Source organism: Mobilicoccus caccae (assembly GCF_030161635.1).
Lineage (GTDB): Bacteria > Actinomycetota > Actinomycetes > Actinomycetales > Dermatophilaceae > Mobilicoccus > Mobilicoccus caccae.
Genome location: NZ_BSUO01000001.1, coordinates 2,604,994 through 2,619,175 on the forward strand (window position 1 = coordinate 2,604,994; position 14,182 = coordinate 2,619,175).

Genomic DNA, 14,182 nt, shown 5'->3' on the forward strand with positions numbered 1-14,182 from the left:
GATGGGATCTGTCTCGAAACGGGGCGGGTGACGGCGGCCACCCGCTGACGGCTACCAGGTTCCGGCGAACACCCAACCGACGGCCCTGGTGAACAGGGCGTCGAGTCCCACGGTGTAGAGCATGATCGCCGACACGAAGACGATGACGACCGTCGTGTAGGTGGTGAGCTCCTTGCGCGTCGGTCGCACGACCTTGCGCATCTCGTCGAGCACCTGGCTGAAGAACAGCGCGATCGCCGAGAAGAAGCGCGTGACGACGTTGCCGCCCTGGGGCCGACGCTCTCGCGGCGACGACGCCTGATGCGTCGTCATGCCGTGGTCGCTCATGTGCCTCTCTCCTCGGGTCGCCGTCCGCGTGTGGACCGTGATGGGTGAGGCGGCGACCCTTTCGTCTCGACATGTTCGTACTCGCAGGGCAGGAGGGACTCGAACCCCCAACCGCCGGTTTTGGAGACCGGTGCTCTACCAATTGAGCCACTGCCCTACGGGTGAGGGGCAGCACGCAGCGACGTACCGAACTCACCCAGGCGAAGAGCATACGGGAGAGCGACCCGTCATGGCCAACCCGGGCAGGTCACAGGGCGGGTCGGAGATCGTCGCCACCGGCGCGTCTGTGACACTGAAAGGGTGAGCAGGCCTGTCCACACGTTGCCGAAGGCGCACCTTCACCTGCACTTCACGGGGTCGATGCGGTTCACCACGCTCATGGAACTCGCGGAGGAGCAGCGCATCCGGCTGCCCCAGGCCCTCGTGTCCGACTGGCCCCCGAGGCTCAAGGGGCGCGACGAGCGCGGCTGGTTCCGCTTCCAGCGCCTGTACGACGCGGCCAGGTCGTGCGTGCGCTCGGAGGAGACGATGCGGCGCGTGGTGCGGGAGGCCGCCCACGACGACGCCACCGAGGGCTCGCGCTGGCTGGAGATCCAGGTCGACCCCACGAGCTACGCCCCGCACGTCGGCGGCCTGGGCAACGCCCTGGACATCGTGCTCGACGAGGCGAAGCGCGTCAGCGACGAGGGTGAGATCGGCGTGGGCGTCATCGTGGCCGCGAGCCGGATCCGTCACCCGCTGGACGCCCGCACCCTGGCGCGGCTCGCTGCCCGCCACGCCGGCGACCGGCCCGGCGACGTCGTCGGCTTCGGCCTGAGCAACGACGAACGGCGAGGTGACACCGCCGAGTTCGAGGGCGCGTTCCGCATCGCCCGCAACGCCGGCCTGGCCATCGTCCCGCACGGCGGCGAGCTCCTCGGCCCCGAGGCCGTGCGGGACACCCTGGAGCACGCCAGCCCCGACCGCATCGGCCACGGGGTGCGCAGCGTCGAGGACCCCGCCCTGCTCGCCGAGATCGTGGATCGGGGGATCACGCTCGAGGTCTGCCCCGGCAGCAACGTGGGTCTCGGCGTGTACGACACCCCCTTCGACGTGCCCCTGCCCACGCTCGTCGAGGCCGGCGCGCAGATCGCCCTCGGCGCTGACGACCCCCTGCTGTTCGGCTCGCGCCTGGCCGATCAGTACGAGATCGCCCGATCGGTCCACGGATTCGACGACGACGCCCTGGCCGGGCTCGCCCGCTCCTCGATCGAGGGCAGCCGCGCGCCGCAGGAGATCAAGAGCAGCGCCCTGGCCGACATCGACGCCTGGCTGGCACCGGAGTCGACCCCGGAGCGGTAGGGCCGGCTCGGGCCGCCCCTGACCGACGCGCCGTCGCACGGCCGGCCGATGGAATCCAGAAAACTGCGACTAGAGCTCGAGGCCCACGAGGACGGGTTCGTTGACCAGGCGGATGCCGAAGCGTTCCTGGACCCCGTCGCGCACCTCACGGGCGAGGTCGACGACGTCCTGGGCCCTCGCCTCGCCCCGGTTGGTGACCGCGAGCACGTGCTTGGTCGACAGGGCGGCCGGGCCCGGCAGGCCGTACCCCTTGCCGAAACCGGCCTTGTCGATGAGCCAGGCGGCACTCGTCTTGACCATCCCGTCGCCGGCGGCGAACCGCGGCGGAACGAGGTCGGCGTCCGTCGTCTCGCGGACGCGGCGGGCCAGGGTGTCGAAGTCGTCGGCCGACAGGATGGGGTTGGTGAAGAACGAGCCGCAACTCCACGTGTCGTGGTCGTCCTCCTGCAGCACCATGCCGCGGCGGCGGCGCTGCTCGAGCACCGCCTCACGGGCGTCGGCCAGCGGGACGCGGGTGCCGAGGTCGACACCCAGCCCGGTGGCGAGGTCGGCGTAGGCGACCGGACGCGCGAGGTCGGCGAGTTCGAGCTGGAAGAGCACGTCGAGCACCACGTACCGCGGCGAGAATCCCCGAGCGCGGCTGACACGTCCTCACCCGTCGTGCGGGCGGGCATGGGGCTGGACTTGAACCGGGAGTCGCGGTAGGCGAAGCCGCACTCGGCGGCCGTGAACGTGCGGAACGCGCCGCGGGCCCGGTCCCAGGTGCGCACCCGGGCGATGGTCTGGCTGACCTCCTGGCCGTAGGCGCCCACGTTCTGCACCGGTGTGGAGCCGACGCAGCCGGGGATCCCCGACAGCGCCTCGACGCCGGCCCAGCCGGAGTCGACGGCGTGCGCGACGAACTCGTCCCACGACTCCCCCGCCGCCACGCGCACGCTGACACCGCTGCAGGCGTCGGAGGACTCCACGGTGACGCCCGTCGTCGCGGCGCGGACGACCGTCGCCTCCACACCCTCGTCGGAGATCACCAGGTTGGAGCCGCCGGAGAAGACCCCGAGCGGCTCGTCGGCGTCGTCGACCAGCCTGACCGCGTCGACGAGTTCGTCCGTGGTCGATGCGGTGACGAACCGGCGGGCCGGACCGCCCACCCGCATCGTCGTGTACCGCGCGAGGTCGCTGTCTCCCGCGGTCATGCGGCGCCGTCGAGGGCCACGCGGGCGAGGGCCTTGCCGAGCACCTTGACCTCGCCGTGACGGACGGTCAGCTCGACGACCGCCTCCCCCGCGGCGTCGTCGACCGACTTGACGACCCCGGACACCTCGACATCGGCACCCGACCCGTGGGGCACCGGGACGGGTTTGATGAAGCGGCACGAGTAGCTGCGGACGTGAGGGGCGCCGCCCGCCCACCGGCTGACGAGCTCACCGGCGGCACCCATGGTGAACATGCCGTGGGCGATGACGTCGGGCAGCCCCACCGAGGTGGCGAACCGCTCGTCCCAGTGGATGGGGTTGCGGTCGCCGGAGGCGCCGGCGTACTCCACGAGCCGGGCGCGATCGACGTGGACCGTCATCGATCCGATCTCGTCGCCGGCGGCCACCGACCCCACGGCCGGACGCTGTGCGTGCGACATGGTCATTCCCCTCTCACGACGAGGCTCGAGGTCACCGTGCAGACCGGCTCGCCGTCGCTGTCGACGATCTCCACGCGCGTGCCGATCAGGGCGTTGCCGCCCGCCATCCGCACCCGGTCGACGTGCAGGCTCGAGCGCACCTCGGTGCCGGCCACGAGCGGCCGGTGGTGCGTGAAGGACTCGTCGCCGTGCACGACCCGGGAGAAGTCGATCCCGGCCTCGGGGTCGGACACGAACTGCGCCTCACACCGTTGGGCGATGACCACCGCGAAGGTGGGCGGCGCGACGACGTCGGCGAATCCGGCCTCACGCGCGGCGGCGGGGTCGTGGTGGACGGGGTCGCTCGCCCCGACGGCGGACGCGAACGCACGGACGTGCTCGCGGCCGACCGCGAACGGCTCTCCGGGTGGGTAGGTACGGCCTTCGAAGGCGACGTTGACCGGCATGGACGAAACCCTAGTGGACGCCACCGACAGTGCCCTCGCCCGCCGCGTCCGAGCCAGGGCGCGGCGGTCCCGCCTGGGGCCCGGTGGGGCTGGAGGTACGCAGACGACCGCGGCCGCCCCTGGTGTGAAGGGGCGGCCGCGGTCGATCGGCGGTGAGGAACCGCGTCAGCGGGTCTCTTTGTGCGCCGTGTGCTTACCGCACTTGGGGCAGAACTTCGCCAGCTCGATGCGGTCGGGGTCGTTGCGCCGGTTCTTCTTGGTGATGTAGTTGCGGTCCTTGCAGTCCGCGCACGCCAGGGTGATCTTGGGGCGGACGTCGGTGCTCTTGCTGGCCACGGGACTACCTGTCTTTCGCGTTCGGAGGACTGCGGGCGGATCACGCTGCGCGGCGGAGTGCCGCGTTGTCAACTCACCTGCAAGCGTGACTCCTCGATCGGGAGTTGTCACGCGAGTAGCGAGGGCGGGACTCGAACCCGCGACACCACGATTATGAGTCGTGTGCTCTAACCACCTGAGCTACCCCGCCTGGGGTTGCGGCGAGGGTCTCCAGCCGCACCGGACGAACCGGTCGGCCGGAGTTACCGCGACCTGAGCCCCGATAGGGAATCGAACCCTAGACCTTCTCCTTACCATGGAGACGCTCTGCCGACTGAGCTATCGGGGCACCCCGGGACCTGTGCGGATCGCGAGATCCAGGACCTGGGGGAACGTCTACGCGGCAGCGGTGACCGCTCGCGTAGGCGCCTGAAAGACGATACACGTATCGAGTCTCGGAGACGAAATCGGCTCCCGACACACCGCGCCGCCCCCGGCGCATCGGCCTCCTCCACGCCCTGCGGGATCGACGCCCCGACGCCGTTCGACACCCGCGCGGTCAGTCGTCGAGGCCCCGCGCCACGAGGGCCTCACCGACCCGCTCGGCGTGACGCACCGTGCGGACGACGAACGGCACGAGCAGGGCACGCGGGCTGCGCTCCAGCCCCCGCGCCCGGCGCGCCTCCCCGCATTCCCGCAGCGTGCGGTGGATGACGGGGATCGACCTGATGGTCAACGCCATCGCCAGGCCGACCCGGTCGGCGTCGACGCCGAACCGCTCGAAGGGACGCAGGCCGGCGGTGATCGTGTCCATCATGTCGGCGACGCGGGTGGTCGTCGTGACGACGCCGGCGGCGACGACCGCCACCACGAGTCCCCCGACGACGACGAGCGCCCGCTCCCACCCCGCGCTCCAGATCTGGAACGGCACGAGCACCAGCACGATCCAGCGCAGCGGCCACGCCTGGGCCCACAGCGTGCGCCACCCCAGCCCCGCAGCCAGGCTCACCAAGACGACGAGGGAGGTGGCCACCGCCAGCATCGGCAGGTCGGGCCGGAGGACGAGCAGAGACGTCACCACCAACAGCCCCGCCAGCTTCCACGCGGGGCGGGCGCGGTGCAGGAACGAGTCGCCGGCGCGATACGTCGACGTCAGCACGTCGGGTCCATACCGTCTGTGCCATCCATGAGGTCGCGGTAGAAGGCCACCGAGTCCGGTCCGGGACCGTCGGCGACCACGCGCCCCTCCTCGATGACGACGACCCGCTCCCAGTCGGCGAGGAGCTCGAGCTGGTGGGTGACGACGAGGAGTTGCTGGTCCAGCGCGGCGAGGTGACGCATGACCGCGCGGGTGTGCCGGCGGTCGAGCATCGTCGTCGGTTCGTCGGCCACGAGGACGGCCGGATCGGTGGCCGTGACCGAGGCGATGGCGAGCAACTGCTTCTGTCCGCTGCTCAGCAGGTGAGCGGGGTGGTCGCGGTGGTCGGACAGGCCGAAGCGGGCCAGAGCCGCGTCGATCCGGGCGTCGATCTCGGCACGGGAGAGCTTGTGGCGACGCAACGAGAAGGCGATGTCCTCGCTGACGGTCGGCATGACGATCTGCGCGTCGGGGTCGGGGAACACGAACGCCACCTGCCGGCGCACCCGGCCGGCGTGGCGCGCGACGTCGATCCCGTCGACGGTCACGGTGCCCGAACTCGGCGTGACGAGGCCGTTGATCATGCGGACCAGCGTCGACTTGCCCGAGCCGTTGGCCCCGATGATGCCCACGCGGGGCTCGTCGAGGACGAGGTCGATGCCGCGCAGCACCTCGCGGTCGCCGAAGCTGTGGTGGACGTCGCGGAACTCGATCATCAAAGCCGCCTCGCGAGCAGAGCCAGACCCTGCCCGCCTCCGATGGCGCACGTCGCGATGCCGAGCTCCGGGCCGCCCGGTCGCGTCATGCCGGCGAACAGCCGCACGAGCAGCAGCGCCCCCGAGGCGCCCCAGGGATGTCCGAGGGCGACGGCGCCGCCGTCCGGACACCAGCGGTCGTCGTCGGCGCCGAACGGATCGAGGCCGAGGAGGTCGGCGCAGGCCAGCGTCTGCGCCGCGAAGGCCTCGGTGGTCTCGATCAGCCCCACGTCCTCCAGCGTCACCCCCGAACGCTCGAGCAGCAGCCGGACCGCGGTGACGGGCGCCGTGCCGGGCACGGCGGGATCGGTCCCCACGGCGACCTGGTGGGTGATCGCGAGGCCCGGGACACCGAGTTCGGCCCGCACGTGCTCGGGGACGACCGCGACCAGGGCCGCGCCGTCGCTGATGCCGCAGGAGTTCCCGGCCGTGACGGTCCCGCCGGCGGCGAACGCGGGACGCAGCCGGGCGAGCGTGCGGGCGTTCATCCGGCGTGGGCGTTCGTCGCGGGTCACCCCGTGGACGGGCACGATCTCACGGTCGAAGACCCCGGCGTCCCGGGCCCGCAGCGTGCGGTCGTGGGAGCGCACAGCGTAGGCGTCCTGACGCTCGCGGGTGATGCCGTGCCGGGAGGCGACCTCCTCGGCGGCCGGGCCCATGTTGGGGTCACCGAACTCGGCCGGGGTGAACGCCGCCCTCGCATACGGGCGGGGCGGTTCGGTCGCCGTGCGGGGGCGGTGCAGACGCCAGGGGGCGGTGCTCGCGCTCTCGGCCCCACCGGCCAGCACGAGCCCGGCACCGGCGCGCACACGGTCGGCGGCCAGGTGGATCGCCTCCTGACCGCTGCCGCACTGCCGGTCGACGGTGAGGGCCGGGGTCGAGATCGGCAGGCCGGAGGACAACACGGCGACGCGACCGACGTCTCCCCCGGGGCCCAGGCAGTTGCCGAGGATCACGTCGTCGACGGCGACACCGGCGACTCCGGCGACGTCTTCGGTGTCGACTTCAGCCTCGACGCCGACCGCGACTCCGACCTCGCCGCCGTTCGTCGAGTTCTCGCGCAGCCGCACCGGCAGGCCGAGTCCGGTGAGATCGGCGGCGAGCGCGTCGAGGACCGGCGCGACGAGGGAGGCGACGTCGACGGCGGCCAACGCGTGCCCGGCCGTGCCGACGGGGGTGCGTCGGGCCGCGATGACGACGGGTGTCGTGGGTGGGAGGGTCACGAGACCACCGCGCTCTCACCGACCGGCTCACACACGGACGCGAGCACGTCGGAACGCAGGAGTTTGCCACCGGGAGTACGGGGCAGGGAATCACGGCGGACGAACCGGCGGGGCCGGGCGGGGCGAGGCAGGTCGCGCACCGCCTGCCGCAGGGTCGCCTCATCGGCCTCCCCCACGACGACCGCGGTGAGCACCTGGCCCAGGCGGGGGTGGGGCGGTCCGACGACCGCGGCGTCCTCGATCCCGGGCAGGCCGCGCAGGAAGGCCTCGACGTCCTCGACGACCACGGTGTGACCGCCGGTGGTGACGGCGGCGTCCCCCGCCCGAGGACGACGAACCCGTCACCGACCGCTTCGGCCAGATCGCCGACGACGGCCCAGCCCTCGGCGTCGCGCCGCAGCGGCCCGCCCTCCGGCGTTCCGAGATAGCCGTACGCCTGGTAGGGCGACCGGCTCTGCAGCACCCCGTCGACGAGGCGCGTCTCCACGCCCTCGACGGCGGTGAACGGGCCGTCGTCGTCGCGGGCGGCCACCAGGGAGAGCTCCGCGGCGCCGTAGTACTCGACGAGCCGCAGACCCTGCCCCCTGGCCCGCGCGCCGAGGGAGGGCGGCAGCCGGTCACCGGCGACCACCAGGGTGTGCAGGGCGGGCAGCTCTCCGCGATCGCGCCGCGCGAGCACTCCCGGCAGCATCGTGGGGACGAGGTGCATGATCGCCGCCTCCTCCTGGGCCTCGCCCGCGAGGATCACCGGCGCCCCGATCGACCGGGCGTGCCAGGCGCCGAAGAGGAAGAGGGTGGAGTGCAGGGGGCCGGGGAGACACACCGGACGGTCCGGACCTGCTCCGGTGAGGTCGGTGAACACCGGGCCGCTGACCTGCCACGACCGCGCGCTGCGATGCACCGCGCGGGGACGGCCCGTCGATCCGGAGGTGAAGAAGACGAGCGAATCCGAGCGCACGGCACCGGATTCCGCCGCCTCCTCCAGGCGTCGTCGCACCTCGGCGGCGGCCCCGGCCGGCCAGTGGGGGTCGAGCACGGCCACCGGCTCGAGGCCGAAGGCGCCGAGGATCTGCCCGAGCAGCACCCGCTGATCGGCCTCGGCGAGGATCCTCACCGCGCGGTGCCCGCCCAGGTCGACGGCAGCAGGGTGGGCAGCGCGCGGTGGACCGCGGCGGCCACGAGGGTGGCGACGACCGCCTTGACGAGGTCTCCGGGCAGGAACACCATGTCGGCGACGAAGGCCTCCTGCAGGGTCATGCCGCCGCGCCAGGCCATCCCCGGGATGCCGCACAGGTGGACCACGCCGATGCCGCCGACGAGGATCGAGAACGCCAGCCATCCCGCGGTCAACCGGCGCGCGCGTGCCTGCACCAGAGCCCCGATCGCCATCGCGCCGAGGACGTAGCCGACGAGGAATCCGGACGTCGGACCGGCCAGAGCGGGCAGCACGGGCCGACCACCGGCGAGGACGGGCAGGCCGGCCGCGCCGATCGCCAGGAACAGCAGCAGGGTGAGCCCGCCACGCTTCCACCCCAGCAGCGCCCCAGCGAGCATCACGCCCAGGGACTGCAGGGTGATCGGCACGGCCGCGCCGAACGGAAAGATCGCGCCCGGGATGCCCAGCACCACGATGAGACCGGCCACGGCCGCGATGAGAGCGAGGTCGCGGGCCGCCATCCGGGGCGTCGACGGGGCGTCGGTGGGGGTCGTCGTCCTCGACGAAGCGGGCATGCGTCCTCCTGGTCTGGGGGCGGTCGTCGGTCTGTTCGGCGGTCGTGATGAACTCGTGCCGCACCCGAGAGTGTGCTACACGATGCGCCGGACGGGGACCCCGGCCTCCCGGTTCACGACCTAGGGCCTCCCCGGCGGACGTCGGCCGTGAGATCGCTCAGACGATTTCGGGCCCGAAGAGCCGTCTGGACGCCGCGTCCGGTGCATCCTTGACACGATCGTCCCCGCGTATGAACCGCCAGAGGAGCTTGCCGTGCTCATCGGAATCCCCCGCGAAAGACAACCGGGCGAGACCCGGGTGGCCGCCACCCCCAAGACCGTCGGACAGATCGTCAAACTGGGCTATGAGGTGGTCGTCGAGGCCGGTGCGGGGGTCGCGGCCTCACTCGCGGACGCCGACTACGAGAACGCCGGCGCGCGCCTCGGCGACGCCTACGACGCCTGGGGCGCCGATGTCGTCTTCGCCGTCAACGCGCCCTCGGACGACGAGATCGCGGCCCTGCGCGACGGCGCCGTCATCGCGGCGCTCATCAGCCCCGCATTGCGCCCCGACCTGGTCGAGAAGCTCGCCTCCCGCCGGATCACCGTCCTCGCGATGGACGCCGTGCCGCGCATCTCCCGCGCTCAGGCCCTCGACGTGCTGTCCTCGATGGCCAACATCGCGGGCTACCGCGCCGTCATCGAGGCCGCGCACCAGTTCGGCCGGTTCTTCACCGGTCAGGTGACCGCCGCCGGCAAGGTGCCCCCGCCAAGGTCTTCGTCGCCGGCGCCGGTGTGGCCGGCCTGGCCGCCATCGGTGCCGCGGGCAGCCTCGGAGCCATCGTGCGCGCCAACGACGTCCGCCCCGAGGTGGCCGAGCAGGTCGAGTCGATGGGCGCCGAGTTCGTCCGCGTGGAGGACACGAGCGCCGAGGTCAGCTCCGACGGGTACGCCAAGGAGATGGGCGCCGACTACCAGGCGCGACAGGCCGAGATGTACGCCCGGCAGGCCGAGGACTGCGACATCATCATCACCACCGCGCTCATCCCCGGCCGTCCCGCGCCCCGGCTCATCACGGCCGAGATGGTCGCCTCGATGAAGCCCGGCAGTGTCCTGGTCGACATGGCCGCGGCCAGCGGCGGCAACGTCGAGGGCTCGGTGCCCGGTGAGAAGATCACCACCGAGAACGGCGTGACGATCATCGGCTACACCGACCTCGCCGGGCGGCTGCCCACCCAGGCCAGCCAGCTGTACGGCACCAACCTCGTCAACCTGCTCAAGCTCATCACGCCCGAGAAGGACGGGCAGGTGCACCTCGACATGGACGACGTCGTGCAACGCGGCATGACCGTCGTCCTCGACGGCGAACTGATGTGGCCACCACCACCGGTCCAGGTGTCCGCGGCGCCGACCCCGGCCGCCTCGGGCGGTGCGACGGCCGTCGCCACGACCGACAAGGCCGAGGTCGAGAAGAAGGGCATCTCCTCCGGCACGAAGATGGGCGTGGCGGCCGCCGGCGCGCTCGCGTTCCTGCTGGTCGCGGCCTTCTCGCCCGAGCCGTTCCTCGGCCACTTCATGGTGTTCATGCTGAGCTGCGTCATCGGCTACTACGTCATCGGCAACGTGCACCACGCGCTGCACACGCCGCTCATGTCCGTCACCAACGCCATCAGCGGAATCATCATCGTGGGCGCATTGCTGCAGGTCGGGCATCAAGGCAGTCTCGCCGTCACGATCCTCGCGTTCATCGGCATCCTCGTCGCCAGCATCAACGTGTTCGGCGGGTTCACCGTGACCGCCCGGATGCTCGACATGTTCAGGAAGGACGCCTGATGCTTCAGCTCACCCTCCTGCAGGGCACCTACATCATCGCGGGCCTGCTGTTCATCCTCAGCCTCGCCGGTCTGTCCAACCACGAGACCGCCCGGTCGGGCAACCGCTTCGGCATCTTCGGCATGGCCATCGCGCTCGTCGTGACGATCGGCGCCGCCGTCCTCGGCGTCCAGTCCGCCACCGGCACCGCCGACCGGCCCGGTACCGGGCTCCCCGGCCTCGGCCTCATCCTCATCGCCATGGCGATCGGTGCCGCCATCGGCATCTGGCGGGCGCGCAAGGTCGAGATGACCGGCATGCCCGAGCTCATCGCCCTCCTGCACAGCTTCGTCGGACTCGCCGCCGTGCTCGTCGGCTGGAACAGCTCGTACGAGACCTCCGCCAACCCCGGCATCCACGACGCCGAGGTCATGGTCGGTGTGTTCATCGGTGCGGTGACGTTGACCGGGTCGATCGTCGCGTTCCTCAAGCTGTCCGGCCGCGTGAAGTCGGCGCCGACGATGCTGCCCAAGCACAACCTCATCAACCTCGGCATCCTCGTCGCGTTCCTCGTGCTGACCATCGCGTACGTGATGCTTCCGCACGACGCGATCGCCGTCCGCCAGACGCTGCTCGGCGTGCTCACGCTGGCGGCCCTGTTCCTCGGCTGGCACCTGGTCGCGGCCATCGGTGGCGGTGACATGCCGGTCGTCGTCTCGATGCTCAACAGCTACTCCGGCTGGGCGGCCGCCGCGGCGGGCTTCCTGCTCAACAACGACCTGCTCATCATCACCGGCGCCCTCGTCGGTTCCTCCGGTGCCTACCTCAGCTTCATCATGTGCAAGGGCATGAACCGGTCGTTCATCAACGTCATCGCCGGTGGATTCGGCTCCGACGGCGCCGTCGTCGGTGAGCAGCAGGAGTACGGCGAGCACCGCGAGACCGCCGCCGGCGAGGTCGCCGAGACGCTCCGGAACGCGCGGTCGGTCATCATCACCCCCGGGTACGGCATGGCCGTGGCCCAGGCGCAGTACCCGGTGGCCGACCTCACCCACCGACTCCGTGAGCGGGGCGTGGACGTGCGGTTCGGCATCCACCCCGTCGCCGGTCGCCTGCCGGGCCACATGAACGTGCTGCTGGCCGAGGCCAAGGTGCCCTACGACGTCGTCCTCGAGATGGACGAGATCAACGACGACTTCCCGAACACCGACGTCGTCCTCGTCATCGGCGCCAACGACACCGTCAACCCGGCGGCGCAGGACGACCCGACCTCCCCCATCGCGGGCATGCCCGTCCTCGAGGTGTGGAAGGCCGACGAGGTCGTCGTGTTCAAGCGGTCGATGAACACCGGCTACGCCGGCGTGCAGAACCCGCTGTTCTTCAAGGAGAACACCGCGATGCTGTTCGGCGACGCCAAGGAGCGCGTCGACGACATCCTGCGCGAACTCTGAGCACCCGAGTCGCCGAGACCGCCGGTCATTACCGGCGGTCTCGGCGTTTCAGGCTCACGCGGTGATGGTGGGGGCCACCTTCGAGGCCAAGTGGCGCAGGGCGAACTCGTATCCGTGCGGCCCGCAGCCGGCGATGACCGCGGTCGCGATGTCGGCGAGATAGGAGCGGTGGCGGAAGTCCTCGCGCGCGTGCACGTTGGTCAGGTGGACCTCCACGAAGGGCAGGCCGGTGGCCAGCAGCGCATCCCGCAGGGCGACCGACGTGTGGGTGTACGCCGCGGCGTTGACGACGAATCCCGCTGCGCGACCGCGCCATTCCTGGATCGCGTCGACGAGTTCACCCTCGTGGTTGCTCTGGACGCACTCGACGCCCAGGCCGAGTTCGGCTCCCAGCTCGCGGCACCGGGACTCGATGTCGGCGAGGGTCGCGCGGCCGTAGATCTCCGGCTGCCGCGTGCCGAGCAGGTTGAGGTTGGGGCCGTTGAGCACGCCGACGAGGGGGCGCGAGGTCGTGGTCGTCACCGAGTCAGTGTCTCACCACCGCCTGATCGGGCTCACTCCTCCAGGGCGACCTGGCGCAACTCCGGGAGGAACAGCGCGGCGACCGCGGCGACCGCGAAGGCGCCGCCGAGGACCGCGAATGCCAACGGCTGACCACCCTGGGTGACCAGCCACGGCACGGCGAGCGGGGCGATGATCGAGGCGATGCGGCCGAACCCCGCGGCGGCGCCGGCGCCCGTGCTGCGCACGCGGGTCGGGTACATCTCCGGTGACACCGCGTACAGCGCGCCCCACGCGCCGAGGTTGAAGAAGGACATCAGGCTGCCGGCGAAGAGCAACCAGCCGACGCCCGCGTCGGGGAACAGGGCCGACCCCACCGTGCCGAAGAGGGCCGCGGCTCCCGCGGATCCCAGGAGGAACGTCGCGAGTGTCGCTCGGCGGCCCCAGACCTCGATGAGCCAGGCCGCGAGCGCGTACCCCGGCAGTTGGGCCAGCGTGATGATGAGCGTGTATTCGAAGGACTTGACCAGGTCGAATCCGCGCTGCCCGATGAGGGTCGGGAGCCAGATGAAGGCGCCGTAGTACGAGAAGTTGACCATGAACCAGACTACCCACAGGGCGGCCGTGCGGCGACGGTACTCCGGCCGCCACAGCCCGGCCCTGGTCCGGGACGTCCGCTCGAGGCGGGCGGCTGCCTGCTCAGGGGGTTCGTCCTGCGGCAGCGGCTCGGCGTGGGTGATCCCGGCGGGCTCCTCGAAACGGCGCACGGCCAGTTCGGCCTCGGCGTGACGCCCCTTGGACTCGAGGAAGCGGACGGATTCGGGCAGCCCCCATCGCACGACCAGCGCGTACGCGGCGGGGACGAGCCCGAAGGCCAGGGCCCAGCGCCAGCCGTCGGTGTGGAGGGGGATGACGAAGTAGCCGATGAGGGCGGCCATGATCCACCCCAGTGCCCAGAACGACTCGAGCACGACGACCATGCGGCCGCGGATGCGCCGCGGTGAGTACTCGCTGACCAGCGTGGACGCGACGGGCAGCTCGGCACCGAGGCCGAGGCCCACGACGAAGCGCAGGATCATGAGCATCGCCACCGACGTCGCGAGCGCCGAGGCGCCGGTCGCGAGCCCGTAGACGAGCAGGGTGAGCGCGAAGACCTGGCGGCGGCCGATCCGGTCGGCGAGCAGCCCACCGAACGTCGCGCCGACCGCCATGCCCACGAACCCGAGCGAGGCGATGATCGACAGCGTCCCCGAGTCGAGCTTCCAGTGCAGGGCGAGCGCGGCCATGACGAACGAGATCAGCCCGACGTCCATGGCGTCGAGCGCCCACCCGATGCCCGAGCCGAACAGCAGCTTGCCGTGGGCGCGATTGGCCGAGAGCCGGTCGAGCCGGTCGGTCCTCGTGAGGGCCTCGGAGCTGCCCGCTGTTCCCATCTCGGCGCCCACGGCGGTCTCCTCGGGTCGACGTCGTCATGCCGCGCCGCGTCGGGCGCGGCAGGAGGAGGATCGCACACCCCCGCTCACCGGGCGC

The 14,182-nt window shown here is 71.6% G+C and carries 13 protein-coding genes, 3 tRNA genes and 3 pseudogenes; 3 read left to right on the plus strand and 16 right to left on the minus strand.

Features of this window, described 5'->3' with window-relative positions; all coding sequences use genetic code 11:
- Window positions 1-51 precede the first annotated feature (51 nt).
- Both secE and QQK49_RS12820 read right to left on the minus strand, forming a co-directional pair.
- A complete protein-coding gene (gene secE / locus QQK49_RS12815; RefSeq protein WP_284304256.1) occupies window positions 52-327 on the minus strand; it encodes a preprotein translocase subunit SecE in 276 nt (91 codons plus the stop codon).
- Window positions 328-411: 84 nt separating this feature from the next.
- Window positions 412-484: transfer RNA gene (locus tag QQK49_RS12820), tRNA-Trp, on the minus strand.
- Window positions 485-627: 143 nt separating this feature from the next.
- On the opposite strand from QQK49_RS12820, the gene QQK49_RS12825 reads away from it, so the two are divergent.
- Complete coding sequence (locus QQK49_RS12825) at window positions 628-1,668, plus strand: adenosine deaminase (protein WP_284304257.1); 1,041 nt, start codon at window positions 628-630, stop codon at window positions 1,666-1,668.
- A gap of 69 nt (window positions 1,669-1,737) precedes the next feature.
- Here QQK49_RS12825 and QQK49_RS23325 read toward each other — a convergent pair.
- From QQK49_RS23325 to QQK49_RS12880, 12 genes and pseudogenes are all read right to left on the minus strand, one after another.
- Window positions 1,738-2,861: pseudogene (locus QQK49_RS23325) on the minus strand (UDP-N-acetylmuramate dehydrogenase).
- Window positions 2,858-3,301: a MaoC/PaaZ C-terminal domain-containing protein gene (locus tag QQK49_RS12835; RefSeq protein WP_431310536.1), complete on the minus strand. Its 444-nt coding sequence runs from the start codon at window positions 3,299-3,301 to the stop codon at window positions 2,858-2,860. The pseudogene QQK49_RS23325 and the gene QQK49_RS12835 overlap by 4 nt, the downstream one beginning before the upstream one ends.
- A gap of 2 nt (window positions 3,302-3,303) precedes the next feature.
- A complete protein-coding gene (locus QQK49_RS12840) occupies window positions 3,304-3,747 on the minus strand; it encodes an FAS1-like dehydratase domain-containing protein (RefSeq protein WP_284304259.1) in 444 nt (147 codons plus the stop codon).
- A gap of 165 nt (window positions 3,748-3,912) precedes the next feature.
- Entirely contained in the window at window positions 3,913-4,083 is a 171-nt protein-coding gene (gene rpmG, locus QQK49_RS12845; RefSeq protein WP_284304260.1) for a 50S ribosomal protein L33, read from the minus strand.
- A gap of 116 nt (window positions 4,084-4,199) precedes the next feature.
- Window positions 4,200-4,273: transfer RNA gene (locus tag QQK49_RS12850), tRNA-Met, on the minus strand.
- A gap of 65 nt (window positions 4,274-4,338) precedes the next feature.
- Window positions 4,339-4,411 (minus strand) — tRNA-Thr (locus QQK49_RS12855).
- A 210-nt stretch (window positions 4,412-4,621) separates the two neighbouring features.
- The gene (locus QQK49_RS12860) at window positions 4,622-5,221 is read right to left on the minus strand and encodes an energy-coupling factor transporter transmembrane component T family protein (protein ID WP_284304261.1); all 600 of its coding nucleotides are present in this window, start codon (window positions 5,219-5,221) and stop codon (window positions 4,622-4,624) included.
- The gene (locus QQK49_RS12865) at window positions 5,215-5,916 is read right to left on the minus strand and encodes an energy-coupling factor ABC transporter ATP-binding protein (protein ID WP_284304262.1); all 702 of its coding nucleotides are present in this window, start codon (window positions 5,914-5,916) and stop codon (window positions 5,215-5,217) included. The genes QQK49_RS12860 and QQK49_RS12865 overlap by 7 nt, the downstream gene beginning before the upstream one ends.
- Window positions 5,916-7,178 (minus strand): thiolase family protein, encoded by a 1,263-nt coding sequence (locus QQK49_RS12870; RefSeq protein ID WP_284304263.1) that lies wholly within the window; start codon window positions 7,176-7,178, stop codon window positions 5,916-5,918. Before QQK49_RS12870 ends, QQK49_RS12865 begins: the two co-directional genes overlap by 1 nt.
- Window positions 7,175-7,465 carry an AMP-binding enzyme gene (locus QQK49_RS12875; protein ID WP_284304264.1) on the minus strand — a complete coding sequence of 97 codons (291 nt, stop codon included), beginning with the start codon at window positions 7,463-7,465 and terminating at the stop codon, window positions 7,175-7,177. Before QQK49_RS12875 ends, QQK49_RS12870 begins: the two co-directional genes overlap by 4 nt.
- A gap of 278 nt (window positions 7,466-7,743) precedes the next feature.
- A pseudogene (locus QQK49_RS23330) lies at window positions 7,744-8,292 on the minus strand (AMP-binding protein); the annotation flags it as partial.
- Window positions 8,289-8,909 (minus strand): biotin transporter BioY, encoded by a 621-nt coding sequence (locus QQK49_RS12880; RefSeq protein ID WP_284304265.1) that lies wholly within the window; start codon window positions 8,907-8,909, stop codon window positions 8,289-8,291. The pseudogene QQK49_RS23330 and the gene QQK49_RS12880, both read right to left, overlap by 4 nt.
- A gap of 253 nt (window positions 8,910-9,162) precedes the next feature.
- On the opposite strand from QQK49_RS12880, the pseudogene QQK49_RS12885 reads away from it, so the two are divergent.
- Both QQK49_RS12885 and pntB read left to right on the plus strand, forming a co-directional pair.
- A pseudogene (locus QQK49_RS12885) lies at window positions 9,163-10,721 on the plus strand (Re/Si-specific NAD(P)(+) transhydrogenase subunit alpha).
- Entirely contained in the window at window positions 10,721-12,151 is a 1,431-nt protein-coding gene (pntB, locus tag QQK49_RS12890; protein ID WP_284304266.1) for a Re/Si-specific NAD(P)(+) transhydrogenase subunit beta, read from the plus strand. The pseudogene QQK49_RS12885 and the gene pntB overlap by 1 nt, the downstream one beginning before the upstream one ends.
- A gap of 54 nt (window positions 12,152-12,205) precedes the next feature.
- Here pntB and aroQ read toward each other — a convergent pair whose 3' ends face one another.
- Window positions 12,206-12,673, minus strand: coding sequence for a type II 3-dehydroquinate dehydratase (gene aroQ, locus QQK49_RS12895; protein ID WP_284304267.1), 468 nt, complete (start codon window positions 12,671-12,673; stop codon window positions 12,206-12,208).
- Window positions 12,674-12,705: 32 nt separating this feature from the next.
- Window positions 12,706-14,085, minus strand: a complete 1,380-nt coding sequence (locus QQK49_RS12900; RefSeq protein ID WP_284305901.1) for an MFS transporter — start codon at window positions 14,083-14,085, stop codon at window positions 12,706-12,708.
- Window positions 14,086-14,182: the final 97 nt, after the last annotated feature.

What these genes read in the sequence shown, in the direction of transcription:
- pntB (WP_284304266.1), top strand. Translation starts at nt 10,721, where the DNA reads ATGCTTCAGCTCACCCTCCTGCAGGGCACCTACATCATCGCGGGCCTG.
- QQK49_RS12880 (WP_284304265.1), bottom strand. Translation starts at nt 8,909, where the DNA reads ATGCCCGCTTCGTCGAGGACGACGACCCCCACCGACGCCCCGTCGACG.
- QQK49_RS12840 (WP_284304259.1), bottom strand. Translation starts at nt 3,747, where the DNA reads ATGCCGGTCAACGTCGCCTTCGAAGGCCGTACCTACCCACCCGGAGAG.
- QQK49_RS12900 (WP_284305901.1), bottom strand. Translation starts at nt 14,085, where the DNA reads ATGGGAACAGCGGGCAGCTCCGAGGCCCTCACGAGGACCGACCGGCTC.
- secE (WP_284304256.1), bottom strand. Translation starts at nt 327, where the DNA reads ATGAGCGACCACGGCATGACGACGCATCAGGCGTCGTCGCCGCGAGAG.
- QQK49_RS12835 (WP_431310536.1), bottom strand. Translation starts at nt 3,301, where the DNA reads ATGTCGCACGCACAGCGTCCGGCCGTGGGGTCGGTGGCCGCCGGCGAC.
- QQK49_RS12865 (WP_284304262.1), bottom strand. Translation starts at nt 5,916, where the DNA reads ATGATCGAGTTCCGCGACGTCCACCACAGCTTCGGCGACCGCGAGGTG.